Source organism: Nonomuraea coxensis DSM 45129 (assembly GCF_019397265.1).
In the GTDB taxonomy this organism is placed as follows: domain Bacteria; phylum Actinomycetota; class Actinomycetes; order Streptosporangiales; family Streptosporangiaceae; genus Nonomuraea; species Nonomuraea coxensis.
The window spans coordinates 2,098,929-2,122,851 of sequence record NZ_CP068985.1 but is presented as its reverse complement, the minus strand read 5'-3'; the positions used below and the strand labels follow the sequence as shown (position 1 = coordinate 2,122,851).

Annotated in this window: 20 protein-coding genes and 1 pseudogene; 11 read left to right on the top strand and 10 right to left on the bottom strand. The window is 68.5% G+C overall.

The window, feature by feature from the left end:
* Window positions 1-47: 47 nt before the first annotated feature.
* From Nocox_RS10245 to Nocox_RS10230, 4 genes are all read right to left on the bottom strand, one after another.
* Window positions 48-2,576: a DNA translocase FtsK gene (locus Nocox_RS10245; RefSeq protein WP_026214030.1), complete on the bottom strand. Its 2,529-nt coding sequence runs from the start codon at window positions 2,574-2,576 to the stop codon at window positions 48-50.
* 72 nt (window positions 2,577-2,648) lie between these two features.
* Window positions 2,649-3,590 (bottom strand): aldose epimerase family protein, encoded by a 942-nt coding sequence (locus Nocox_RS10240; RefSeq protein ID WP_020541728.1) that lies wholly within the window; start codon window positions 3,588-3,590, stop codon window positions 2,649-2,651.
* The gene (locus Nocox_RS10235; protein ID WP_020541727.1) at window positions 3,587-4,549 is read right to left on the bottom strand and encodes a LacI family DNA-binding transcriptional regulator; all 963 of its coding nucleotides are present in this window, start codon (window positions 4,547-4,549) and stop codon (window positions 3,587-3,589) included. Before Nocox_RS10235 ends, Nocox_RS10240 begins: the two co-directional genes overlap by 4 nt.
* A 94-nt stretch (window positions 4,550-4,643) precedes the next feature.
* Complete coding sequence (locus tag Nocox_RS10230) at window positions 4,644-5,438, bottom strand: NAD-dependent epimerase/dehydratase family protein (RefSeq protein ID WP_026214029.1); 795 nt, start codon at window positions 5,436-5,438, stop codon at window positions 4,644-4,646.
* Window positions 5,439-5,573: 135 nt separating this feature from the next.
* Here Nocox_RS10230 and Nocox_RS10225 point away from each other — a divergent pair, with 135 nt between their 5' ends.
* The 5 genes from Nocox_RS10225 to Nocox_RS10205 all read left to right on the top strand — a co-directional run bounded on the left by Nocox_RS10225 (window position 5,574) and on the right by Nocox_RS10205 (window position 10,416).
* Complete coding sequence (locus tag Nocox_RS10225; protein WP_020541725.1) at window positions 5,574-6,884, top strand: sugar ABC transporter substrate-binding protein; 1,311 nt, start codon at window positions 5,574-5,576, stop codon at window positions 6,882-6,884.
* A complete protein-coding gene (locus Nocox_RS10220) occupies window positions 6,881-7,810 on the top strand; it encodes a carbohydrate ABC transporter permease (RefSeq protein WP_020541724.1) in 930 nt (309 codons plus the stop codon). Before Nocox_RS10225 ends, Nocox_RS10220 begins: the two co-directional genes overlap by 4 nt.
* Entirely contained in the window at window positions 7,807-8,667 is an 861-nt protein-coding gene (locus tag Nocox_RS10215) for a carbohydrate ABC transporter permease (RefSeq protein ID WP_020541723.1), read from the top strand. The genes Nocox_RS10220 and Nocox_RS10215 overlap by 4 nt, the downstream gene beginning before the upstream one ends.
* Before the next feature lie 68 nt (window positions 8,668-8,735).
* Window positions 8,736-9,497 (top strand): IclR family transcriptional regulator, encoded by a 762-nt coding sequence (locus Nocox_RS10210; RefSeq protein ID WP_020541722.1) that lies wholly within the window; start codon window positions 8,736-8,738, stop codon window positions 9,495-9,497.
* Window positions 9,498-9,510: 13 nt separating this feature from the next.
* Window positions 9,511-10,416 (top strand): 5-dehydro-4-deoxyglucarate dehydratase, encoded by a 906-nt coding sequence (locus tag Nocox_RS10205; RefSeq protein WP_020541721.1) that lies wholly within the window; start codon window positions 9,511-9,513, stop codon window positions 10,414-10,416.
* Between the two features lie 51 nt (window positions 10,417-10,467).
* On the opposite strand, the gene Nocox_RS10200 is transcribed toward Nocox_RS10205, so the two are convergent.
* Window positions 10,468-11,943: an aldehyde dehydrogenase (NADP(+)) gene (locus Nocox_RS10200; RefSeq protein ID WP_020541720.1), complete on the bottom strand. Its 1,476-nt coding sequence runs from the start codon at window positions 11,941-11,943 to the stop codon at window positions 10,468-10,470.
* 105 nt (window positions 11,944-12,048) lie between these two features.
* Between Nocox_RS10200 and Nocox_RS10195 the strand changes: the two genes are divergently transcribed.
* A complete protein-coding gene (locus Nocox_RS10195) occupies window positions 12,049-13,305 on the top strand; it encodes a glucarate dehydratase family protein (protein ID WP_020541719.1) in 1,257 nt (418 codons plus the stop codon).
* Between the two features lie 293 nt (window positions 13,306-13,598).
* On the top strand, window positions 13,599-14,726 hold the full coding sequence (locus Nocox_RS10190; protein WP_020541718.1) for a hypothetical protein: 1,128 nt from the start codon (window positions 13,599-13,601) through the stop codon (window positions 14,724-14,726).
* Window positions 14,727-15,273: 547 nt separating this feature from the next.
* Here Nocox_RS10190 and Nocox_RS10185 read toward each other — a convergent pair.
* Together Nocox_RS10185 and Nocox_RS10180 are read right to left on the bottom strand one after the other, a co-directional pair.
* Window positions 15,274-15,741, bottom strand: coding sequence for a TspO/MBR family protein (locus Nocox_RS10185; protein WP_026214028.1), 468 nt, complete (start codon window positions 15,739-15,741; stop codon window positions 15,274-15,276).
* 93 nt (window positions 15,742-15,834) lie between these two features.
* Complete coding sequence (locus tag Nocox_RS10180; protein WP_246649763.1) at window positions 15,835-16,155, bottom strand: hypothetical protein; 321 nt, start codon at window positions 16,153-16,155, stop codon at window positions 15,835-15,837.
* 75 nt (window positions 16,156-16,230) lie between these two features.
* Here Nocox_RS10180 and Nocox_RS10175 point away from each other — a divergent pair, with 75 nt between their 5' ends.
* Together Nocox_RS10175 and Nocox_RS10170 are read left to right on the top strand one after the other, a co-directional pair.
* Window positions 16,231-17,457 (top strand): IS630 family transposase, encoded by a 1,227-nt coding sequence (locus tag Nocox_RS10175; protein ID WP_219495557.1) that lies wholly within the window; start codon window positions 16,231-16,233, stop codon window positions 17,455-17,457.
* Window positions 17,458-18,164: 707 nt separating this feature from the next.
* Window positions 18,165-18,479, top strand: a complete 315-nt coding sequence (locus Nocox_RS10170) for a hypothetical protein (RefSeq protein ID WP_020545729.1) — start codon at window positions 18,165-18,167, stop codon at window positions 18,477-18,479.
* Between the two features lie 332 nt (window positions 18,480-18,811).
* Here the strand turns inward: Nocox_RS10170 and Nocox_RS10165 are convergent, their stop codons facing one another.
* The 3 genes from Nocox_RS10165 to Nocox_RS10155 form a co-directional block, all read right to left on the bottom strand.
* Window positions 18,812-18,958, bottom strand: coding sequence for a hypothetical protein (locus tag Nocox_RS10165; protein ID WP_157383316.1), 147 nt, complete (start codon window positions 18,956-18,958; stop codon window positions 18,812-18,814).
* Window positions 18,959-19,117: 159 nt separating this feature from the next.
* A complete protein-coding gene (locus Nocox_RS10160) occupies window positions 19,118-19,759 on the bottom strand; it encodes a response regulator (protein WP_020545730.1) in 642 nt (213 codons plus the stop codon).
* Window positions 19,756-21,477, bottom strand: coding sequence for a sensor histidine kinase (locus tag Nocox_RS10155; protein WP_020545731.1), 1,722 nt, complete (start codon window positions 21,475-21,477; stop codon window positions 19,756-19,758). Before Nocox_RS10155 ends, Nocox_RS10160 begins: the two co-directional genes overlap by 4 nt.
* A 113-nt stretch (window positions 21,478-21,590) precedes the next feature.
* On the opposite strand from Nocox_RS10155, the pseudogene Nocox_RS10150 reads away from it, so the two are divergent.
* Window positions 21,591-22,232: pseudogene (locus tag Nocox_RS10150) on the top strand (ABC transporter ATP-binding protein); the annotation flags it as partial.
* 537 nt (window positions 22,233-22,769) lie between these two features.
* Entirely contained in the window at window positions 22,770-23,546 is a 777-nt protein-coding gene (locus Nocox_RS10145) for an ABC transporter permease (RefSeq protein ID WP_020545733.1), read from the top strand.
* Window positions 23,547-23,923: the final 377 nt, after the last annotated feature.

The following is a 23,923-nucleotide window of genomic DNA, read 5'->3' as shown; positions in this document are numbered from 1 at the left end:
AGTGGTTCCTATTCAACCAGTTGACGCCGCTCAACCCCGCATTGGGGTCATTCGCCACGCAGGTCGGCCAGCAGACCGGGCAGATCGTCGGGCTTCACCAGCACTTCGCGCGCCTTGGAGCCCTCGCTCGGGCCCACCACGTTGCGGCTCTCCAGCAGGTCCATCAGCCGTCCCGCCTTGGCGAAGCCGACCCGCAGCTTGCGCTGAAGCATCGAGGTCGAGCCGAACTGGGTGGTCACGATCAGCTCGGCCGCCTGGATCAGCAGGTCGAGGTCGTCGCCGATCTCCTCGTCGATCTCCCGCTTGACCGGCGCCGCCGCCACGTCCTCGCGGTATTCCACCTGCATCTGCGCCTTGCAGTGCGCGACGATCTCGGCGATCTCCTTCTCCGAGACGAACGCGTTCTGGATGCGGATGGGCTTGCTCGCGCCCATCGGCAGGAACAGCGCGTCGCCCTGGCCGACCAGCTTGTCGGCGCCGGGCTGGTCGAGGATGACCCGCGAGTCGGTGAGGCTGGAGACGGCGAAGGCGAGGCGGGACGGCACGTTGGCCTTGATCAGGCCGGTGACGACGTCGACGGACGGCCGCTGCGTGGCGATCACCAGGTGGATGCCGGCCGCGCGGGCGAGCTGCGTGATGCGCACGATCGAGTCCTCGACGTCGCGCGGCGCGACCATCATGAGGTCGGCCAGCTCGTCCACGATCACCAGCAGGTACGGGTACGGCTGGTAGACCCGCTCACTGCCGGGCGGCGGCTGGAGCTTGCCCGCCCGCACCGCCTTGTTGAACTCGTCCACGTGCCGGAACCCGGACGCCGCCAGGTCGTCGTAGCGCCGGTCCATCTCGCCCACGACCCATTCGAGGGCCTCGGCGGCCTTCTTCGGGTTCGTGATGATCGGGGTGATGAGGTGGGGGATGCCCTCGTACACGCTGAGCTCGACCCGCTTGGGGTCGACCAGCACCATGCGCACCTCGTCGGGCGTGGACCGCATGAGGATGGAGGTGATCAGGCCGTTGACGCAGACCGACTTGCCGGCGCCGGTGGCGCCCGCGATGAGCAGGTGGGGCATCTTGGCGAGGTTGGCCACGATGGTGCGGCCCTCGACGTCCTTGCCCAGGCCGACGATCATCGGGTGGTGGTCGGCCTGCGCCACCTGCGAGCGCAGCACGTCGCCGAGCGCCACGAGGTCCTTGTCGGCATTGGGGATCTCCACGCCGATGGCCGACTTGCCGGGGATCGGCGACAGGATGCGCACGTCGGCGGACTTGACCGCGTAGGCGATGTTCTTGGTGAGCGCGGTGACCTTCTCGACCTTCACCGCGGGGCCGAGCTCGATCTCGTAGCGGGTCACGGTCGGGCCGCGGGTGAAGCCGATCACCTGCGCGTCGATGCTGAACTGCTCCAGCACGCTGGTCAGCGCGTTGACCACGGTGGTGTTGGCCTTGGTCTGCGGCTTGGGAGCGCTGCCCGGCTTGAGGAACTGCAGGTCGGGCAGCGCGTACGGCCCCGCCTGCGGCGACAGCACGAGCTGCTCGACCTTGCGCGGCGCGGGCGTCGGGAGCGGCGGCTCCGGTGGCCTGCGCTCGGCCTCGGCCGCGGCGGCTACCGCCGCGTCCTCCTCGTCGGTGAGCCCGGGGACGATCTCCGGCGAGTGGTCGGCGCGTTCCTTGTCCTTCTCCGACAGCACCGGCGTGTCGTAGGGCTTGACGCCGTCGCCGCCCTCGCCGTCGCCGGCGGGCTTCTTCGTCCGGGGGCGCCTCCTGCCGGGCTCGCGCGGCAGCGGGTCGGACTGCCGTTCGAAGAGCATGTGCCGCAGCTCGGCCAGCCGCTCGGGGATGCGGTGCACCGGCGTCGCGGTGATCACCAGGACGCCGAACGCCGACAGGAGCAGCAGCAGCGGGATCGTGATCCACGACGGCAGGATGCTCATCGGCGGCGCCGAGACGATGAAGCCGACCATCCCCCCGGCCGCCGACACCTTGTCCATGCCCTGGCCCTCGCCGGCCGGGTACGGCGTGTCGTTGGCCACGTGGATGACGCCGAGCACGCCGACCAGCAGCGCCGCCCAGCCGATCACCATGCGGCCGGTGTCGGCGTTCTGGTCGGGGTGACGCATGTAGCGCCAGGCCAGCAGGCCGAGCAGCAGCGGCAGCGCCCAGGCCAGCGAGCCGAACACGCCGCGCACGGTCGCGTTGACCACCCCGGAGACGGCCCCGTCGGCGTTGCGCCAGGTCATGGAGGCCAGCACGATCGCGGCGGCGAGCCAGGCCAGCCCGAGCCCGTCGCGCCGGTGCGCCGGGTCCAGCTCGCGGGCGTTGTTGCCCAGGGCGCGGGCCATGCTGCCGACCCCGCCCGCGAACAACATCCACAGCCCGACGATCAGCTTGCCGATCATCGTGAAGACCCAGCTGATCGGGTCGGGGTGGGCGACGGAGGACTTGCGGGAGGCGCCCGCCCTCGGCTTGGGCCTGGGACGCCCCGCCGGCGCTGGGGTCCGCTTCGCGGGGGTCGAGCGAGCCGAGGCCGACCGCTTCGCCGGCCCCTTGGATGCGCTTTTCGGCGTACGGGTGGCCATGATGCCAAAGGTACGACGGAGACACCGGCTATGCGCGTTGACGCGCCGCACACCCGTACAAAGCGCTCGCGATCAGGTCGTGAAGCGGTAGGTGGTGGTGGAGGTGCGGCGTTCGCCGGGCCGCAGCACGGTGGAGGGGAACTGCGGCTGGTTGGGCGAGTCGGGGAAGTGCTGGGTCTCCAGGCACAGCCCCGCGAACGGCCCGAACGGCGTGGCCTCGCCGTCCAGCATGCTGCCGGAGTAGAACTGCACGCCCGGCTCGGTCGTGGTGACCTCCATGGTGAGGCCGCCGGCCGTGACGCTCATGCCGCCGTCGAGCACGAAGCAGTGGTCGTAGCCGCCGTCGATGCGCTCGCCGAGCGCGTGCGGCTCGGTGAAGTCGAACGGGGTGCCCTTGACCGGCGCCAGTTCCCCGGTCGGGATCTTGTCGGCGTCCACGGGCAGGTAGTGCTCGGCGGCGATCCGCACGACGTGGTCGCGTACGTCGCCCTCGCCCTGGCCCTTGAGGTTGAAGTAGGAGTGGTTGGTGAGGTTGACCACGGTCGGCTTGTCGCTCTCGGCGGCGTAGTCGATGCGCAGGCCGTCGTCCTCCAGCGTGTACGTCACCGTGGCGGTCAGCGTGCCCGGGTAGCCCTGGTCGCCGTCCGGGCTGACCAGGGTCAGCGTGACGGAGGCGGGCGAGCGGCCGGCGACGGTCCACACCTTGGAGTCGAAGCCCTCGGTGCCGCCGTGCAGGCTGTTGGGGCCGTTGTTGACCGGCAGGGTGTACTCGGCGCCGTCGAGGGTGAAGCGGCCGCCCGCGATGCGGTTGCCGTAGCGGCCGACGACCGCGCCGAAGTAGCGGCTGCGGGTGAGGTAGTCCTCCAGCGTGTCCAGCCCGAGCACGACATTGCGGCCCGACACCTCCAGGGACCGCACGACGGCGCCGAGGGTCAGCACCTCGGCGCGGAGCCGTCCTGACGACAGCTCCACCTGCTCCACCTGCTCGCCGGACGGCAGCGTCCCGAAAATCATCTTTGTGCCCTTCCCGTGGACTCGCGGACTATGAGGGCGGTGTCGAGGGTCACCGTCGCGCCCTCGCCCCCCGATTGCAGCAGCAGGTCGACCGCCATCCGCCCCGCGGCCACGGCGGGCATGGCCACCGTGGTGAGCTTGGGCCGGTTGAGCCGGCCGGGCAGGATGTCGTCGAACCCGATGACACTTATCTGGTCTGGTACCCCGATGTCCATCGCGGCCAGCCCCTCGACGAGGCCGAGCGCGACGAGATCGTTGTAGGCCAGCACGGCGGTCGCCCCGCAGGCCGCGACGTCGGCGGCGACGGCCAGGCCGCCGCCCTCGGTCGGCTGGTTGGGGCCGAAGAAGACGAGGTCGAGCCCCGGCGTCTCGGCGGCGACGCCCTGCATCTCGTTGCTGGTCCACGACCCGATGGGGCCGGACACGAGCGCGATCCTGCGGTGGCCGAGCCCGGCGAGGTGGTCCAGGGCCAGTCTGGCGCCCTGGGCGACGTTCATGAGCACCGCGGGCATGCCCTTGATGCGGCGGTTGACCACCACGAACGGCACGTCCTCGGCCAGGCGCTCGATCATCTTGTTGGACAGGCGGGGGCTGCACAGCAGGACGCCGTCCACCTGCTTGGTGAACGTCCTGATCAGCTCCTCCTCCACCCGCGGGTCCTCGTCGGTGTCGGCCACGAACACGTGGTAGTCGCGGCCCCTGGCCTGCGCCTGGGCCGCCTTGATGAGCGGCGGGAAGAACGGGTTGGCGATGTCGGCCACGATGAGGCCCAGGTTGAACGTGCGGCCGGTCGTGAGCGCGCGGGCCGCCCGGTTGGGCCGGTAGCCGAGGTCGTCGGCCGCGGCCAGCACCCGGTTCCTGGTGGCAGGATTGACCAGATGCGGCGCGGAGAAGGTGCGCGAGACTGTGGACACGTGCACGCCGCAGGCGCGCGCCACGTCCTTGATCGTCGCCGCCATCGCCGTCCTCCCTTGCAAACGGTTGCCAGATCAAACCTTGACCTTTGCCGCTCTGCCCGTCAAGGTTTGTGCAACCGTTTGCCATACCGGACGGTCACCAGCGGCCGCCGAGCTCCTTCAGCGTGAAGACGCCGCCCGCGCGGTCGTGCACCGGGTCGGACAGGTCGGGCTCGCCGTGCTCGGCGATCAGCGGCGCCGCCAGCGCCTCCGAGTCGTCGCGCGAGACGTAGCCGATGGCCTCGGCCTCCTTGAGCGACCACCACCGGCGGGTGTTGTCCGAGACGCCCCACACCACGTGGAAGCCGGGCGCGACCAGCGCGGCCTCGACCAGGCGGGCCAGGTCGTCGGGTGAGATCCAGGTGGCCAGGCCGCGGGTGTCGAGCGGGCCGTCGTTGCAGGTGCCGAGCCGGACGACGGTGATGTCCATGCCGAAGCGGTCGTGGTAGAGCCCGGCCAGGGCCTCCATGACGACCTTGCTGACGCCGTAGAAGGTGTCGGGGCGGGGGAAGGCGTAGTCCGGCAGGTCCTCGCCGCCCGCCGGCCTGGTGTGGAAGCCCGCCGCGTGGTGGCTGCCCATGAGGACGAGCCGCCGTACGCCGGCCTCGCGCGCCGCCTCCAGCAGCACCTGCGTGCCGTCGATGTTGGCCCGCACGATGTCGGCCCAGGGATGCTCGCGGCTCTGCCCGCCCAGGTGGAGCACCGCGTCCACGCCCTTCACCGCCTCCGCCATGGCGGCCGGGTCGGCCAGGTCGGCGGTGACCTGCTCCTCCCCCGGGCCGGGCTCGACCGGCTGGAGATCGGAGAGGCGCAGGATGCGACCCTCGCGGGCGAGCCGCGGGCGGAGCAGCGTGCCGACTTTCCCCGCGGCACCGGTCATGAGAATGCGCATGTCTCCATGGTGTACACGATTCTGACCCAAATTCACATACTTGAATATTGACCGTTAGACATGGCCTAGTTACGTTCACAGCCACGAGTTCAAGTCTTCGACTCATGTCCACGTATGTGAACGGGAGGCGGTCTGATGTCACGTCGTCTGCTGGGGGTCGCGGTCGCCGCGGCCCTCGCCGCAACGGTGACCGGCTGCGGCTCCGGGGGATCGAGTTCAACCGACGACACTCTGGAGATCTGGATCCGGCAGCCGCCCGATTCCGACTCCGCCAAGACGGCGCAGAAACTCGCCGACGCATTCACCACGTCCAGCGGGGTGAAAACCAAGGTCGTCGCGCTTTTCGACGACTTCGAGACCAAACTCAACCAGCAGGCCGCGCAGCGGCAGCTTCCCGACATCGTCATCAACGACACCGCGCAACTGGGCAACATGCACAGCCAGGGCTGGCTCCAGGAGGTCGACAAGGCGGCTCTGGCCGGCTCCGGCGACCTCGCCGACCGCGCCTGGCAGGCCGCCGCGGGCAGCGACGGCAAGTTCTACGCGGCGCCCTTCTCGGCACAGGCGTTCGCGCTGATCGTCCGCAAGGACTGGCGCGAGAAGGTCGGCATGGAGCCGCCCGCGACCTGGGAGGACCTGACCAAGCTGGCCGTCGCCTTCACCGAGAAGGACCCCGACGGCAACGGCCGGAAGGACACCAGCGGCTTCGTCGCCCCCGCCGGCACCAAGCGCGGCTACGCCTCCTGGTACGCCTCCTCCCTCATCTACGCCAACGGCGCCGACTTCCTCAAGCCCAACGGCCCCGGCAAGTACGTCGCCACCGCGAACGACCCCAGGTTCGTGGAGGCCGTCCAGTACCTCCAGGACCAGTTCTGCAGGACGAAGACCGTCAACCCGGGCGCCGTCAGCAACGACACGACCGTCACGCACGAGGTGTTCGAGAAGGGCCAGGGCGGCATCTACCTAGTCGGCCCGTACGTGCTCGCGCGCTTCGTCAAGAGCGTCGGCACCGACAAGATCGAGGTCCTGCCCGTGCCCAAGGGCCCCTCCGGCGGCCCCGGCACCCTCGGCGAGGGCGAGAACGTCTACCTCATGGCCGGCTCGCAGCTGCAGGACGCGCAGAAGAAGTTCGCCGAGTTCGCGATCTCCGCCGAGGGCCAGCGGATCGGCATGAACAAGGACGCCAACGGCGCCATCGTCCGCCTGCCGGTCAACAGGACCGTGGACATGGCCGCCGAACGCCAGGACCCGCGCTGGAAGGTCTTCCAGGAGTCCTACGACTTCGCGGTCTACGCGCCGCCGGTGCCGAACTGGGCGCCGATCAGGCAGACCTCCGCCGACGCGATCAACACCGTCTGGGCCGACTGCTCGGCGGACGTCAAGACGGCGATGGAGGGGCTGAACACCAAGCTCACCCAGGAACTCCAGAGCCAGAAAGCGTCATGACCTCGACCGTGACCCGGGCGGGAGCCGCCACCGCGCCCCCTCGCCGCCGCGCCCATCGGGTGCGGTGGCGGGGGCCGCTGGTCGCCTGGCTGTTCCTGGCGCCCGCGCTGCTGCTGTTCCTGTACTTCAAGTTCATCCCGATGTTCGTGGGCCTGTGGAAGAGCCTGTTCAAGGTCCGGACGTTCCTCGGGGACGAATGGGTCGGTCTCGACAACTACCGCACGATCATCACCGACGACGTGTTCGCCGCGGCCATCTGGCACAGCGTGGTGCTGGCGCTCGGCACCACGATCGGCTCCCTCGTGCTGGGGCTCGGGCTGGCGCTGCTCATCGAGGGGCCGGCGCGCTACCTGTGGTTCGTCAGGACGGCGGCGTTCCTGCCGGTCGTGACGACGATGGCGGCCGTGGCCGAGGTGTGGCGGATCATGTTCCACCCGGCCGACAACGGGATGCTCAACGTGATCATCGGCTGGGCGGGCGTCGATCCGCAGCCCTGGCTGGCCAGCGAGCACTCCTCGCTCTGGTCGATCATGCTCATGAGCGTCTGGCGCGGCACCCCGTACGACATGATGATCTTCCTGGCCGGGCTGGTCGGCGTGGACCGCACGCTCTACGAGGCGGCGGCCGTGGACGGCGCCTCCACCTGGCGGCGGCTGCGGCACATCACGCTGCCCGCGCTGCGCCCGGTGTTCTGGATCCTGTTCACGCTCGCGGCCATCCGCGGGCTGCGCGTCTTCGTCGAGGTCTACGTGCTCACCAACGGCGGGCCGAACAACTCCTCCGAGGTGCTGATGACGCTCATCTACAAGCTGGGCTTCCAGAAGAACGAGCTGGGCGTCGCCTCGGCCGGCGGCATCGTGCTGTTCCTCGCCACCCTCGTGCTCACCGTGATCGTGCAGCTCATGCGCAGGAGGCAGGCGGCATGAGGTTCGACAGCGCACTGGGGCTGGAGTCGCGCAGGGGGCCGCTCGCCGTCGCCGCGCGTTTCGTCGTCTACGGGCTCATGGTCGTGGCGTTCACGGGGCCGCTCGTGGGGCTGCTGGTCAGCGCGTTCAGCAAGACGCTCGACCCCACGTCGTTCACCCTCTGGCCGGACGAGTTCACGCTGGAGAACTTCGTCCAGGCCGGGGAGAAGAACGTCTACCTCTATCTGCTGAACTCGTTCGTGGTCGTCGGCTTCGGGCTGCTGCTGCAGATGCTGGTGAGCGTCTTCGCGGCGTACGCGCTGGCGCGCAAGAAGTTCCGCGGCATGACGGTCGTGATGCTGTTCATGCTGGCCACGATGATGCTGCCCGAGGAGATCATCGCGATCCCGCTCTCGCTCGTCCTCGCCGACCTGCCGGTGCTGCACCTCAACCTCATCGGCACCTACGCGGGCATGATCCTGCCCGTCGGCGCCTGGGGGTTCTCGATCCTGGTCATGACGGAGTTCATGAAGGAGGTGCCGGTCGAGCTGGAGGAGGCCGCGCGCATCGACGGGGCGGGCGAGCTGCGCATCTTCGCCACCATCATCGTGCCGCTGTGCCGGCCGGCGCTGGGCGTGATCGGTGTCTTCGGGTTCACCATGATCTGGGACCAGTATCTGCTGCCGCTGATCGTCGCGACCGAGTCGACCATGTGGACGCTGCCCATCGCGCTGCGCTCGCTCCGCTCGGACGAGGAGGTCGGCATCGGCGTGCTGCTCGCGGCCTCGCTGCTGGCGCTGCTGCCGTCGATCATCGCGTTCCTGGCCTTCCAGCGGCAGTTCATGCGCGGCCTCACCAGCGGGGCGGTCAAGGGATAGCGTCCATGTATCTGGACGCTATCCCATATGCTGGATGTGTCGGCATTGTGGAGTGAGATGGGACGAGTATGGAGCCCCAGCTGGTCAAGTCCGCCGAGCGGACCGTACGCATCCTGGAAGCGCTGGCGGAGTCGCACGACACCCTGACGCTGTCGGAGCTCCAGCAGCGCACCGGCTTCCCGCGCAGCAGCCTGCACGCCCTCATGCGCACGCTGGTCGAGCTCAACTGGGTCGAGACCGACTCGGCCCGATCGGCGTTCGGGATCGGGCCGCACGCGCTGCTCACCGGGACGGCGTACCTCGACAAGGATCCCGCGCTGCCCTTCGCCCAGGAAACCCTGGAGGACCTGCGGGACGAGATCGGGCGGACCGTGCACTTCGCCCGCCGGGACGGCGCGCACGTGCTCTACCTGGCGACCAGGGAGTCGCGTGAGGCCGCGCACGTCATCCCCAGGGTGGGCCGCCGCCTGCCCGCCCACGTCACCGCGCTCGGCCAGGTCCTGCTCGCCCAGCTCACCGACGACGAGGTCGTGGCCCTGCTCCCCGACCCCCTCGTGGGACTCACTGAGCATTCCATCACCGACCTGGGCAAACTGACCGGCGAGCTGGACCAGGTGCGCACCCGGGGCTGGTCCTGCGAACGCGAGCAGGGCACGCTCGGCGTCGCCTGCGTCGCCGTGGCCGTCGACTACCGCATCCCGGCCACGGACGCGATCAGCTGCTCCATGCCCGCGGCCCTGCCGCCCGCCGAGGTCGAACGGGTCACCGAAGCGGTGATCAAGCACACCCGCAAGCTCGCAGCCACCCTCCGCCGGGAGGGCATCCGCTAGGAAAGGACCGTTGATGCGGCTAGAAGGTGTTCTCTTCTTCCCTGTCACCCCGTTCGACGCCGCCGGCGAGCTCGCGGAAGCGGTGCTCGCCCGGCACGTCGCCGACGGGGTCGCGGCCGGGGCGGGAGGAGTGTTCACCGCGTGCGGCACCGGCGAGTTCAACGCCCTCGACCCCGGCGAGTACGGGCGAGCCGTCGCCACCGCCGTCACCGCGGCCGCGGGGCGGGTGCCCGTGCTCGGCGGGGCCGGCGGCACCCTGCCCGCCGCCCGCGCCCTCGCCCGCGAGGCCGCCGCCCGCGGCGCCGACGGGCTGCTGCTCATGCCCCCCTACCTCGTCAACGCCCCCGCCGCCGGCCTCGTCCGGTACGTCCGCGACGTGGCCGACGCCGGCGGCCTGCCGGTGATCATCTACCAGCGGGGCAACGCCCGCTTCACCCCCGAGGCCGTGGCCGAACTCGCCCGGACGCCGAACATCGTCGGCTTCAAGGACGGCCTGGGCGACCTCGACCTGCTGCAGCGGATCATCCTGCGGGTCCGGGAGGCCGGCCACGAGGACTTCACCTTCTTCAACGGGCTGCCTACCGCCGAGTTCACCATGCCCGCCTACCGGGGGCTCGGGGTGACGCTGTACTCCAGCGCGGTGTTCGCGTTCGCGCCCGAGATCGCGATCGCCTTCCACAGGGCGTTGACCGAGGGGGACGAGGGGCTGGTGCGGCGGCTCCTGACCGGCTTCTACCTGCCGCTGGTGGAGCTGCGCGACCTCGTGCCCGGGTACGCGGTCTCGCTGGTGAAGGCGGGGGTGCGGCTGCGCGGGCTGGAGGTCGGCGGGGTGCGGGCGCCGCTGGTGGATCCGTCGGTGGAGCATGTGGGGCGGCTGGAGCGGATCCTGGCGGCGGGCCTGCGCATAGCCACCGCCTGACCCCTCCCCCTCACCCGTCTCCCCCCACCCGTCTCCCCCGCCGCCCATCCGTCAGCCGCCGAGTCGCAGGCGCCCATCCACCCGCCGCGGAATCCCGAGCGGGTTGCCGTCCTTCAGCTCGTCCGGCAGCAGCGCCTCCGGCCAGTCCTGGTACGCCGTCGGCGCCACCCACCGCTCGATCGCCGTGGCACCGACCGAGGTGGACGTCGTGGTGGCCGACGGCCAGGGCCCGCCGTGGTGCATCGCCCAGCACACCGCGACCCCCGTCGGCCAGCCGTTCCAGATGAGCCGCCCCGCCTTGCGCCCGAGCACCTCGACGACCTCAGCCGCCTCGTCAGGATCGGTCCCGTGGACGGTGGCCGTGAGCGACCCGTCCAGCCGTTCGAGCACTGCCCGCAGCTCCCCCACCTCGCGGTACGTCACCACGATCGACGCCGGCCCGAAGCACTCCTCCCCGATCTCCGGCAGCTTCCCCGCGAAGGTGTCCACATCGGTGGTGAACACCTTGGGCGTCACCGCCCAGCTCCCTTCCCCGGCCTTGCCCTCGGCCAGCAGCCGCAGCTCGCCGAGCCGTTCGACGCCGCCCAGGTAGCCGTCCCTGATCCGCTCGGCCAGCATCGGCCCGCCGCTCGTCCCCTCGACCGCCTCCACGAGCGCCTTGCGCAGCTCGTCCCCCTCGGGCACGAACATCAGCCCCGGGTTCGTGCAGAACTGCCCGACCCCCAGCGTCACCGACCCCGCGAACCCGGCCGCCACCTTGTCCACAGGCGCGGACGGCAGCACGACCACCGGGTTGACGCTCCCGAGCTCGCCGTAGAACGGGATGGGCGTCTCCCGTTCGTCGATCAGCTTCTGGATCGCCTTCCCCCCGGCCACCGACCCGGTGAACCCGGCCGCCGCCACCAGCGGATGCTTGACCAGGTCCCCTCCGGCCCGCATGCCCTGGACCAGCCCCAGCAGATCCGGGTACGGCAGCGCCTCCCGCACGATCTTCGCCACGCGCTCGGAGGTGTTGGGGTGCCCCGGGTGCGCCTTCACGACCACCGCACATCCGGCCGCCAGCGCCGAGGCGGTGTCGCCCCCGGCCACCGAGAACGCGAACGGGAAGTTGCTCGCCGCGAACACCGCCACCACGCCCGGCAGCGCGTGCTTCATCCGCCGTACGTCCGGCCGCGGCGGGGTCAGGGAGGCGTCGGCGTGATCGATGATCGCCTCCAGGTAGCCGCCATCCCTGATCACCTCGGCGAAGAGCCGGAACTGCCCCGCCGTACGGGCGACCTCGCCGCGCAGGCGTACCTCGCCGAGTGCGGTCTCCTGGTCGGCGAGCTGCCACAGCTCGTCCACGTGCGCGGCGAGGGCGTCGGCGACCGCCTCCAGCGCCTGCGCCCGCTCGGCTGCCGGGGTGGCCCGCCAGGCCTGCCCGGCCGCCGCCGCGGCGGAAACGACCAGGTCGACGTCGGCGGTGTCGGTCTCTGGCAGGGCGTCGCCCACGGTCTGGCCGGTCCTGGGGTCGTGTCCGTAGATCATCGAATGGCCCTTCGGAGTCTTGACACTTCTTCAGCCTGATTCTTACAGTTCTGGATACTTGTCCACAAATCTGTCTCTTGTTCACATACATGGACGGCGGTCGAGATGATCATCAGGGAGATCCACGTCACTCCGGTCGCGTTCCGGGATCCGCCCCTCCTCAACGCCGCCGGGGTCCACGAGCCGTGGGCCCTCCGTACCATTGTCGAGGTCGTCACGGACGAGGGACTGACCGGGCTGGGCGAGACCTACGGCGACCTCGGGCACCTCGGCAAGGTGCGCGAGTGCGCGCAGGCTCTGGTCGGGCTCGACGTCCACGCCATGAACGCGATGTACGCCCGCGTAGCCGCCACCGTCGGCGACGTCGTCACCGACCTGCACGGCCTGACCGGCGTCGCGACCAAGGAGAAGAGCGTCGACCGGGTCTTCGCCGCCTTCGAGGTGGCCTGCCTGGACATTCGCGGCAAGGCGGCCGGGGTGCCCGTCGTCGACCTGCTCGGCGGCCGCGCCCGCGACGCCGTCGAGTACAGCGCGTACCTGTTCTACAAGTGGGCCGGCCACCCCGGCGACGAACCGGACCGCTTCGGCACCGCGCTGGACCCGGCGGGCATCGTCGAACAGGCCGCCCTCCTCATCAAGGAGTACGGCTTCACGTCGATCAAGCTCAAGGGCGGCGTCCACCCGCCCGACGAGGAGATCGCCGCGATCAAGGCCCTGCACGAGGCATTCCCCGGCGTGCCCCTCCGCCTCGACCCGAACGCCGCCTGGACGGTCGCGACCTCCATCCGAGTCGGCCGCGAACTCGACGGCATGCTCCAGTACCTGGAGGACCCCACTCCCGACATCTCCGGCATGGCCGAGGTGGCCGCCTCCGTACCCATGCCCCTCGCCACGAACATGTGCGTCGTCACCCCCGGCCACCTGCCGCCCGCCATCGCCGCCGGCGCGATCGGCGTACTCCTGCTCGACCACCACTACTGGGGCGGCCTCGTCCGCTCCTCCCACGTGGCCAGCCTGTGCGAGACGTTCGGCCTGTCGTTGTCCATGCACTCCAACTCCCACCTCGGCATCAGCCTGGCCGCCATGACGCACCTCGCCGCCGCCACGCCGAACCTCACGTTCGCCTGCGACACCCACACCCCCTGGCAGAACGGCCAGGACGTCATCGCCCCCGGCGCGCTCCGCTTCGTCGACGGCGCCGTCCCCGTCCCCACCGCCCCCGGCCTGGGCGTGGAACTCGACAGGGACGCGCTGGCCCGCATGCACGAGCAGTACGAGAGGTGCGGAATCGTGGCACGGGACGACACGACGTACATGCAGCGCTTCGACCCGACCTTCTCCGCCACCCGCCCCCGCTGGTAGCCCCTCCCTCTGCCCCCGACCGGCAGCCCGTCAACCCCTGCCCCCGCTGTCAGCCCGCTACCCCCGCCCAACCTCCCAACGCCGCCAAACCTCGCCCAACCTCCCAACGCCGCCAAACCTCGCCCAACCTCCCAACCCCGCCCAACCCCGTCCCCAATCCTCTACGCCTCCCGCCCCCTAACCCACCCACGCCGCCGCCACCACACGCCGCCACCCTCCCCCAGCCGCTCCGCCACCACCCGCAGCGAGCCACTCCCTCACAGCCGTCTCACCCCCAGGAGCCGAGCAGTCCCATGAACATCGCCTACGTCTACCTCTGGGACGTGGTCGGCGACCCCTCAGCGCCCGACCGCCTGGCCGCACTCGGCGTGGACGCGATTGCCTTGGCCGCCAGCTACCACTCGACCCGCGCCGCCACCCCGTACCACCCGTCACACCGCGTCCTGGACGTGCCGTACCCCGCCTTCTACCTCCCGGTACGAAAATCCGCCTGGGCCCGTCTGGTCCCAGCGTCCCCGACCTGGACACCGGCCGACGCCTACCTCCAAGCCAGGGACGCCCTCAAAGCCGCCGGCCTCAAGGTCCACGCCTGGACGGTCCTGACCCACAACTCCCACCTGGGCGCCGCAAACCCTGACCTGACCGTCCGAAACGCCTTCAACGACCCATACCCATACGCGCTGTGCCCCGCCCACGACGACGTCCTCGACTACTGCGACCGCCTCGTCAGGGAAATCCTCACGGTCGCCGCTCCTGACGGCCTCATCCTGGAGGCCTGCGGCCCCATGGGCTTCAGCCACCTGAGCGTCCACGAGAAGACGTCCGGCGCCGACTGGACCGCCGTCGACTCCGACCTGCTCTCCGTCTGCTTCTGCGCGTCCTGCGCCCCCCGCTATCCGGCGCCCACCAAAGCAAGAGTCCGCGCAGCCCTCGATCGCACCCTCTCGACCTCCGGCTTCCTGACCATGGAAGAAGCCCTGGGCCCCCTGGCCGACGAAGTCCGCACCACCCGCGTCGCCCTCTCCACAGCCCTACGGAAACGCCTCCTGGCGACCACCCGCGAAATCGCCCCGAACATCCCCATCGCCCTGCACGCCAACCCGTCCCCCTGGGCAACCGGCGCCTTCGCCGCTCTCCCGTCAGGCGACCCGGCCGCCGACGTCCTGGTGGCAAGTTGCTGGGGCGACCCCACCGAGGACGCATCCCGCCTCACACACCTGACCACCCTGACCACGCCTGCCCAACGCGTGGGCGCCTACGTCCTTGCGCTCCCCCCACGCCCAGCGGACGCATCGGTCCTGGCCGACCACCTCAGAACGTACGCCAAGGCCGGCGCCACCGACTTCCACCTGTACCACGCGGGCCTGGCCTCCCCCGCCCGCCTGACAGCCCTGACCGAAGCCCTTCGCCGCCTCACCTAACCCAAGCACCCCCGCGCCCCACCAGACCGCCCGCTCCCCTCAACCCCACCCACACCAACCGCAATAACCTCACACACCGCCCCTGAAGGCAGACCAGAACGCCGCCCAGGCCCGACAGCCGCTTCAGACCAGCACCACCCAGTCCAGCCCAGCCCCAGCCCGGTCCAATCCCCCCAGCCCAGTCCTCCCAGCTCAGCCCCAACTCTGATCTAAGCCTGGTCAGCTCAGGCCAGCTCAATCTCAGACCAGCTCAAGGGACTCTATTCAGACCCTGCCTAGTGCCTGCTCAGGCCGACGCAGGCCCTGCCCATCCCGCGGACGCAGGCCCTGCCCATCCCGCGGACGCAGGCCCTGCCCATCCCGCGGACGCAACCCGACCCAATCGCCCAGCCCGACCTGACAAGCACCCGCCGCGGCGCATAGTTCACCACCGCCCAATGCGCACGACTTCCCCCTGATCGCCGATCGCCTGGCCGCCTTCCACTGGCCGCGTGCCCCGCCGAGCCGCGCCCGCACAGAGTCAGACCACGCGCTCACCCGCAAGCAGTCAGCGATTACGCCGCACGATGGAAGCGTTGAGAGCCGTCGCGAACAGAGTCCACGCCGCGTAAGGCAACAGGACAACCCCTGCCACGCGATCGACCTTCATAGCCTGCCGGACCAGCATGGCATTCGAGACGTTGAGCACACCGATCTCCGCCAACGCCCATCGAGGCGAACGTGCGCGAAAGAAGATCGCAGACCACGTGGCGTTGAGGGCCAGATTTCCAGCCAGGGCCCGCTCGACGGCCTTCTGCTGCTGCCCGTTCCCATGGGCCAGTGCCCGAGCGCCCCCGAACGCGATGAGCGCGTAGAGCGGCGTCCACACCAGCGGGAACGCCTGCGCCGGCGGCTGCCAGCCAGGTTTCCGCAACCGCCGATACCAGCGACTACGAGGATTGGTTCCGATTGACCCCGCGATCGCTGTCGCAGCACTGGCCACACCAGTCCGCAGCAGCGCCTTCTTCATCGTCATCGCCATAGCAGACGCCCCTGCCCGAATCCGGCCAGACTAAGTGGTGCCGCCTAGAAGTCTCTCGGGGGTTGACGGGCCGAGACTGATCGTGCTTCAGCGCCAGGAGTCGATGCTGGTGACGTAGAGATCGCAGACCAGGTCCAGGGCGTCCTGAGGGGTGCCGCTGAACCAGGGTGCGGCCTCGTAGCGGTCGTTGCTGGGGGTGTGGATGGCCAGCCCCCAGTAGGTGGCCGAGCCCCCGTAACGCAGCCGCATCAGGGGCAGCGTGCCGCCGTCGGTGAGCTGTCCTTCAACGTAGGCGAACTGGCCGTGGTAGCGCACGTGGACCGTGACCAGTTGCGGCCAGTGCTCGTTGGCGTGCAGCGTGAGCCGCTGGTCCAGCGAGGTCTTGGTCGAGGCGGGGATCGCGGGCATGACCGCCATCTTGCCGTGCAGGCGTGTCAGGCGTGCACACACTGGCACATGCCGGGCAAAGTCGGCGGGTCATTCGTGAAGATCGACTGGAGAAAGATCTCGGTGCCCCGCTGTCGCGCTCGCTTGATCACGCTGACCGCCGCCGAACGGCAGCGGCTTAAGAAGATCGCCTACTCCCACACCGCTGCCTACCAGCTCGTGGTCCGAGTCCAGATCATCCTGGATGCCGCGCATGGCTACTCCAACAACAAGATCGCCCAGCGTCGCGGGGTGACGGTGGACACCGTGCGGTTATGGCGGGGACGCTACCGCAGCCAGGATGGCATCAAGAGCCTGACCGATCGGCCCCGCTCCGGCCGGCCACCTGCCTTCAGCCCGCTCCAGCGCGCCGAGATCAAGGCACTGGCCTGCCAACTCCCGGCCGAGACCGGCGCGCCGCTGTCGCGCTGGAGCTGCCCCGAACTGGCGCGCGAGGCCGTCACCCGCAGCCTGGCAGCGGCGATCTCGGCCTCCACGGTGCGCCGGATTCTGGCCGAGGACACGCTCAGACCGTGGCGGCATCAATCGTGGATCTTCATCCGCGACCCTCACTTCGCCGACAAGGCTGCTCGCGTGCTCGACTTATACGCGCGCCGTTGGGACGACCTTGCGCTCGGCGACGATGAGTACGTCATCAGCGCCGATGAGAAGACCTCCATTCAAGCCCGCTGCCGCTGCCACCCCACCCTGCCCCCGGGCATAGCACGGATGATGCGCGTCAACCACGACTACGAGCGCGGTGGTGCGCTGGCCTACCTGGCCGCCTACGACGTCCACGCCGCTCGCGTGTTCGGCCGCTGCTCGGCCAAGACCGGGATCGTCCCGTTCATGGACCTGGTCACCCAGGTCATGACCCAAGAGCCCTACGCCTCGGCCAAGCGCGTGTTCTGGATCGTCGACAACGGTTCCAGCCATCGTGGCAAAGCCGCCGCCGACCGGCTCACCGCACGCTTCCCCAACGCGGTCATGGTGCACACGCCCGTGCATGCCTCGTGGCTCAACCAGATCGAGATCTACTTCTCCATCGTGCAGCGCAAAGTCGTCACACCCAACGACTTCACCAGCCTTGACCAGGTCGAACACCGGCTGATCGCCTTCGAGCGTCGTTACAACGAGACCGCCCGGCCCTTCAGATGGAAGTTCACCCCGGCCGACCTCGAGGACCTGCTGGCCCGGATCGAGCGACACGAACAGAAAGAGCGCAACTCCCAGCAGCCCACCGGCTGCGACCATCAGCCTGCCGTACTGAACCCCGCCGCATAACCCCAGAAGGATTTACAGCGCGAACCACTAAGCAGGATCACCCAAATCGACCGAGTCCCGCGAGATCCAATCGGCACGTATCCACGGACACCAGAAGCACCGCCCTAAACCATACCCACCCGCAAACTAAACTCTAAACCGAGCCAAGAAGACAACATGCTGCCATTCTCCATCGTCTCTCAACATCATCCGATAAGACCAACAGAGAGACATCCACCTACCACTACAAAGAACCACAATCAGCTAGCGAACACAACAAGACTCACTTAAAAAAAGAGTCGTGGCCATTCGCCATCAAAAAATCGCGAGGCGCAGATTCTCCTCGTACTGCAACATGCCAACACCAAGGCGACCACCACATTTGTCGAGCCCTCTCGCGCCAGACAGACCCCCATCCCACCGCATCTGCCGCGAAGACCGACGACCGCTCCCATCACCCCTCCACACCCACACTCCACCCAAAACCGACAAAACGGCCACGACCCAGCTGTCCTCAGGGGCAGTTTTCTTCCCCCCGAAACTCCGGCCAAATCGGACATGCTGGGGCTCCGGGATGAACGGCTCAACACGTAGAAGTACAAACCCACTCCCGCCGCTCATCGCCCGTGCCACAGCACTCCCAACTGCTTGCGACCATGGATAACAGCAAGCGAGACCCGGACAAGAGAGGCCGGTGTCTCTCCCGACTACCGCAAAGGTAGGAATGCGTGGACGTGCAGACGGAGATCCTCGGTCTGAAACTGCGTGTTGAGGCTCTGGAGGCGTGCCTGATCGCCGACACGGACCGCACGGCAACCGTGAGTATCATCACTGCTCTCCGAACGGACATCGCCGAACTCCGAGCCGACGTAGCCGAAGACTTCGCAGCGTGGGGCGACGAGGTGGCCGGCGTTCGCTGCCAGCTCAACGACTATCTCAAAACTTCGCACTCCGACCTCGTGAGGGCCCTCGACTCACTCCGCTGCGAGATGATCGACCTGGGTATCAGACTCGATCGCCTGATGGAAAACGGCGAATCCTAACCGAAACGAGTGCCCCCGACCCTATCGGGGGCACTTACTCAGTACGCCCTCACTCAATACAAGAACGGGGAGCTTCAACAGCAAGAGTGACAAAGCCCCCACTCCGAACAACTCCACCCGACAGCCAGCCGTACCAGCACCGCCAAGCACTCCAGCTATGCCAAACCCACTTGACCAGACATCCGGCCTCGACGACGCCGCAAGCCTGGACCAGGCACACATTCCGTGATCGCACTCGTTGAACAGGTCACGCTTCACATGTTCAGGCAGATGGCAGTCTTCGATCTCGGACACCCGCAGCATGTTGCTCAAAGAGCTGGTTCCCGCCGCGTTCACTCACCTGGCTGGCGTGTGCGTGGGTCAGGGTCCTCCGGTACGGAGCCGTGGTCTCCCACGACGAATCGCAACTTGTTCGGGTCATCGGTCTCGATCTGCTGCGCCAGCCACCGGTCAGGCGTCACACTGTTGTCTGCGGTCATCGCCGTTCTCCTTCTTGGAATCGCTGCTAGGAAGGATCACGCGATGGCCGTTCTCATTCCACGACGCCACCTGCTGACCAGGCCGCACCCGTACACCACTTCCATGGACGCAACCCGCGTCGGCTACGCCTGCCCCCATCGCCACCACACCCCTGTCAGTCACGGCGCAGCAGAGACGAGCCCACTCTCGTAAGCAGCGATCACCAACTGTGCCCGGTCCCGAGCCTCCAATTTGGCCAGCAGCCGGGTGATGTGTGTCTTCACCGTCGCCAGGCTCAGTTGCAGGTGCAGAGCGATCTCTCCGTTCGACAGCCCACGCGCGATCAGCAAGAGCACCTCGCACTCCCGCTCGGTGACCCCATCCAGCCCTTTCACCTGGGGAACCACTGGACTACGAGCGAACTGCTCGATCAACCGCCGCGTGACCGTGGGAGCCAGCAACGCCTCTCCACCGGCCACGACTCGAATGGCAGCCAGCAGATCGGCAGGCGGTGTGTCCTTGAGCAAGAACCCACTCGCTCCCGCACGGAGAGCGTCGTAGACGTACGCATCCAGATCGAACATGGTCACAACCAGAACCCGAGAGACATCCCTGATCTGTCGTGTTGCCTCAATGCCGTCCATCTCGGGCATGCGTACGTCCATCAGCACCACGTCTGGCTTCTGCCTCAGGACTACTGCGACAGCCTCCGCCCCGGTGGCCGCCTCCCCCACCACAGCGAGGTCGGGCTCGGAGTCGACGAGCACCTTGAAGCTTCCCCGAAGCAATGCCTGATCATCGGCGACGACCACTCGGATCACGTGACCTCCTCCCCGTACGGCAAGCGTGCGAAGACCCGGAATCCTCGTCCAGGGAGGCTTCCGGCCTCAAAGGCACCGCCGTACATCATCACCCGCTCTCGCATGCCGATGAGCCCGTGACCGGCCCCCGCAGAGGGCAACGTTCTCCTGCCCGGCCCGTCATCGACGACTTCGATCCTGACGTCCCTTCCATCGCCCAGAACGGAGACCCTGCACCGGGCAGGAGCCGCATGTTTGATGACATTGGTCAGAGCCTCCTGCACGATGCGGTATATCGCCAACTCGACGCCTTCGGGCAACCTCGCCGCTGAGAACCCGACCGCCCCAGCCGCGCCACCTACGCTCTCGCTACCAACACCCCTGCCACCGATCCTCTGATCACCAACACTCGCGTCGCCAGAGCACAGGTCGCCAACGTTCACGTCATCGATGCCCTCGCCGCCGCGCGCAGCGCCACCAGCACCGGCGCCACCAGCCGCGGTACCGCTAGCTGGTGCACCGTCGGCCCGTACACACGCAGCTGCAGCGTCGCCTTCCCCATCGTCGTGAGCCGCAAAGCCATCAGCCACAGAGCCATCAGCCCTGACGCCTGTGCCGTTGCAATCCGCACCGCTGCGATCCGTACCATTGCGGCCCGTACCGCTGCGATCCGTACCGTCGTGGTCCGTGTCATCGATACCGTTGCGCCGGTCCGCGTCCCGGTCATCACTGCCTAGACCTGCGGCACCTTGGCCTACAGCACCTCGGCCGTCAGGACCATCGCCACCAACATGCGTTCCGTCCGAAGTATGTTGGTCGCTGACGCAGCGTCCGACTACGCCTCTCTTGCCGGGGGCGTCATGAAAGCGTGCATTGAACTGCACCTCAACCCCTGCGGAACGAGCCTGTCGGACAAGGCCGTCCAGCCCGGAGAGCCCTGGCGCCGGAGTCCGATCGGCCGCCTCAGACGTCGAACGCAACATCCCGAGCAGGTGTCGCATCTCGATCAACGCGCCCCGGCTGGCGGTCTCGATCACGCGCAGGGCATCCCGCGCTTCCTCCGGCCTGGTCGCGATCACGTGATTCGCCACCCCCGCCTTGACCGCGATCAGGCCGACGTTATGTGTGACGACGTCGTGGAGTTCTCGGGCGATGCGTAACCGTTCCTGTGTCACCGCCTGCGCGGCCAACCGCTCGGCATTGCGTGCCGCGTACAGCCGGCGCTCATACACGGCTCTGCCGATCGTCCAGGAACCCCCTAGCGCCGCGATGCCCATCAACGGCTCGTCGAGGTTGAGGACCCAGGTGGGGGCGGCCTGCGGCGTGCCCGCCACCACCAGCCCGGCGACAGTGAGCAGACTCAATGACCCGATGGCCGAGACCGGCACCACACTGCCTGCCCGGTCGTTCAACGCGACCACGTAGAGCGCGTACGCAGGGGCGAAGTAGGAGAACGTGACGGCGCCCATCACTTGGGCCACGACCGCAAGCGTCAGCGTGAACAGGAAGACAGGCATCGGCCATACCCTCCGCAGCGCCAGGGGCAACCCGAGCCCGAGCGGCAGGGCGACCTTCGCCCATGGCGGAAGGTGCCCCGCAGCTGCCGCGGACGTGAGGAACACCAGGGCGACGACGAATCCCGCCACGAGGTCGAGCACGATCAACTGCCCGCGTCCCATGCGTCTTGCGAAGAAGGGGCCGCTGTCCTTGCTGTTCACCGTGCCGGAGGTCTCGTCCACGCGAGGAACCGTAGCCGCTGCGGTGGCGTGCGCACATCAACCCGGGGTCTGACCTTGAAGTTCGGACCGTGGTCCGACGCGCTTGCCGCTCGCCGTCCGGCAAGCTTCACGCCGTGATCGAACTTCAGCACCTCACCAAGCGCTACGGCGACGCCCTCGCCGTCGACGACCTGTCCTTCACGGTCGAGCCCGGCCACGTGACCGGCTTTCTGGGTCCCAACGGCGCGGGCAAGTCGACGACGATGCGCCTGATACTGGGCCTGGATGCCCCCACCTCCGGGCACGCGCTGGTCAACGGCCACCGGTACACCTCGTTGCGCAAGCCGATGCGCGAGGTCGGCGCCTTGCTGGACGCCGGCGCGGTTCACGGTGGCCGCAGTGCCTACAATCACCTGCTCGCCCTGGCCCGCACCAACGACATCGGCCCGGCGCGCGTGGCCGAGGTGCTGGAGAAGGTAGGTCTGGCAGGCGTGGCGCGAAAACGCCTGGCCGGTTTCTCCCTCGGGATGAAACAGCGGCTGGGTATCGCCGCCGCGCTGCTGGGTGATCCCGGCGTGCTGCTGTTCGACGAGCCGGTCAACGGCCTCGATCCTGACGGCGTGCGCTGGGTCCGCGACCTCATGCGTTCCTTGGCCGCCGAGGGCCGGACGATTCTGCTGTCCAGCCACCTGATGAGCGAGATGGCCCTCACCGCCGAACGCATCGTCATCATCGGCCGAGGCCGGCTGATCATCGAGGCCACGGTCGCCGACCTGACCAGCCGCTACCCTTCGCTCGAGGATGCGTACATGGCCCTGACGGCCGACAGCGTCCAATACGGAGCAACCAGGTGAAGGCCGCAGTCCGCTCGGAGTGGCGCAAGCTCGACCTGCCCAACCGACGACCTTCCAACGCCGCTGCCATCAGGGATGTCGGTCACCGCCTTGGCCTTCGTCGGCCTGGCCATCGGCACTGACCTCTCGTCTCCTCGCCTCGTTTGCGGCGAGGCTCTGCGTCCTCCTCAGCGTCGGCAACCACCTTGCTCGCCTTGGAACACTGACGCCGCCATGTTCCTGCTGCCCGGCTTCGTTCCCAAACCGACTGGCTGACGCCTTTCAATCCGCTTCTGCGACGGCCGCCTCATGCCATGGGCTGCCATCGCCGTCCTCATCACCTATCCCGCCGTCACCTACCGCAACCTCAGGAGAAGAGATGCATGACTACCCGGAGAGACCGCCGGACGGCCCTCCGTACAGCCGCACGGAGCGCGTCAGGCATCGCACTCCTCTCACCGCCTTCCGGGGAGCAGCGTCATGAGTGTTCTCTCCGCTGAATGGTTGAAAGTCCGCTCCGTCCGCTCCACCTACGTGATCCTCGGGCTAAGTCTGGGGGCCATCCTCCTGGGTCTCGCGCTTGCGGTGATGGCCGCCGGGATGTACGACAGCGCGCCGATGGACAAGCGCCCGGATGCTCGCATCGCGGATCTTGAGGAAGTCCTGGTGATCGTGCCCCAGCTGTGCCTGGGCATCCTGGGTGCACTGGTCATGACCTCCGAGTACGCCACGGGGCTCATCAGAACGAGCCTGGCGGTCGTACCGCGACGTTGGCCGGTCCTCGGTGCCAAAGCGGCCACCGTCGGCACTCTGGGCCTGCTCATCGGTCCGATCACCGTCTTCGGCACCTACGCCGTGTCCCGGGCGGTGCTCGGCGACCGCTTCTCCGGCGCGTACGCCGGCCCGTTCGTGGACAGGTTGCCGATTCTGGTCGTTCTCAGCCTCACGGTTCCGGTCTTCGCGCTGCTCGGGCTCGGGCTCGGCGCTCTGCTCCGCTCCACCGCCGGATCGATCGCGATCGTCGTCGGCCTCGTCTACGTCGTCCCGATCATCATCGGCAACATCCCCGAGCCATGGAGCGAACGGCTAGGTTCGGTCATGATCGGCGCTCTCCCTCGGCAGATCACCGGCGACAGTAACGCCTCCTCGGTGTTCGGTTCTCTCCTGTCGCCCGCGGCCGCCGCCGCGGTCCTGCTCGCCTATGCGGCCCTTCCTCTCTTCGCCGCCACTTTCGTGATACGTCGAAGAGACGCCTGACCTGGGCCGGGGCGCCCGTTGCGATGCATCGAAGCGGACATCTGAGGTGGCGCGGAAGGGAGGTCTGACATGCATCCACCGTCATCGCGGCCGTGCCCGCTTTCCGGCGGCGTGACCCAGCGCCGCAGAACGGCGCACCACCGCATTCGGCGCAGCTGGAGCGGCCTCCAGCGTTTCCTCGGATTCCTGATCAGGGCTTGCGCCTGGCGGACGTTGTCAGCCGGAGCTGCCCAGACTCTTGATCAAGGAGATCTCTCGCGGCCTTACCGGGCTCGGCGAAGGCGCTGGCCGTCACGACAGCATGGGTGGCGGCGGAAAGCCCCATATGGCTCTGAGGTTCTGCTTGCGTTCGCGTACCGGGGCGAAAATCCGTCGCT

What these genes read in the sequence shown, in the direction of transcription:
- Nocox_RS10245 (WP_026214030.1), bottom strand. Translation starts at nt 2,576, where the DNA reads ATGGCCACCCGTACGCCGAAAAGCGCATCCAAGGGGCCGGCGAAGCGG.
- Nocox_RS10240 (WP_020541728.1), bottom strand. Translation starts at nt 3,590, where the DNA reads ATGATTTTCGGGACGCTGCCGTCCGGCGAGCAGGTGGAGCAGGTGGAG.
- Nocox_RS10235 (WP_020541727.1), bottom strand. Translation starts at nt 4,549, where the DNA reads ATGGCGGCGACGATCAAGGACGTGGCGCGCGCCTGCGGCGTGCACGTG.
- Nocox_RS10230 (WP_026214029.1), bottom strand. Translation starts at nt 5,438, where the DNA reads ATGCGCATTCTCATGACCGGTGCCGCGGGGAAAGTCGGCACGCTGCTC.
- Nocox_RS10225 (WP_020541725.1), top strand. Translation starts at nt 5,574, where the DNA reads ATGTCACGTCGTCTGCTGGGGGTCGCGGTCGCCGCGGCCCTCGCCGCA.
- Nocox_RS10220 (WP_020541724.1), top strand. Translation starts at nt 6,881, where the DNA reads ATGACCTCGACCGTGACCCGGGCGGGAGCCGCCACCGCGCCCCCTCGC.
- Nocox_RS10215 (WP_020541723.1), top strand. Translation starts at nt 7,807, where the DNA reads ATGAGGTTCGACAGCGCACTGGGGCTGGAGTCGCGCAGGGGGCCGCTC.
- Nocox_RS10210 (WP_020541722.1), top strand. Translation starts at nt 8,736, where the DNA reads ATGGAGCCCCAGCTGGTCAAGTCCGCCGAGCGGACCGTACGCATCCTG.
- Nocox_RS10205 (WP_020541721.1), top strand. Translation starts at nt 9,511, where the DNA reads ATGCGGCTAGAAGGTGTTCTCTTCTTCCCTGTCACCCCGTTCGACGCC.
- Nocox_RS10200 (WP_020541720.1), bottom strand. Translation starts at nt 11,943, where the DNA reads ATGATCTACGGACACGACCCCAGGACCGGCCAGACCGTGGGCGACGCC.
- Nocox_RS10195 (WP_020541719.1), top strand. Translation starts at nt 12,049, where the DNA reads ATGATCATCAGGGAGATCCACGTCACTCCGGTCGCGTTCCGGGATCCG.
- Nocox_RS10190 (WP_020541718.1), top strand. Translation starts at nt 13,599, where the DNA reads ATGAACATCGCCTACGTCTACCTCTGGGACGTGGTCGGCGACCCCTCA.
- Nocox_RS10185 (WP_026214028.1), bottom strand. Translation starts at nt 15,741, where the DNA reads ATGACGATGAAGAAGGCGCTGCTGCGGACTGGTGTGGCCAGTGCTGCG.
- Nocox_RS10180 (WP_246649763.1), bottom strand. Translation starts at nt 16,155, where the DNA reads ATGCCCGCGATCCCCGCCTCGACCAAGACCTCGCTGGACCAGCGGCTC.
- Nocox_RS10165 (WP_157383316.1), bottom strand. Translation starts at nt 18,958, where the DNA reads ATGACCGCAGACAACAGTGTGACGCCTGACCGGTGGCTGGCGCAGCAG.
- Nocox_RS10145 (WP_020545733.1), top strand. Translation starts at nt 22,770, where the DNA reads ATGAGTGTTCTCTCCGCTGAATGGTTGAAAGTCCGCTCCGTCCGCTCC.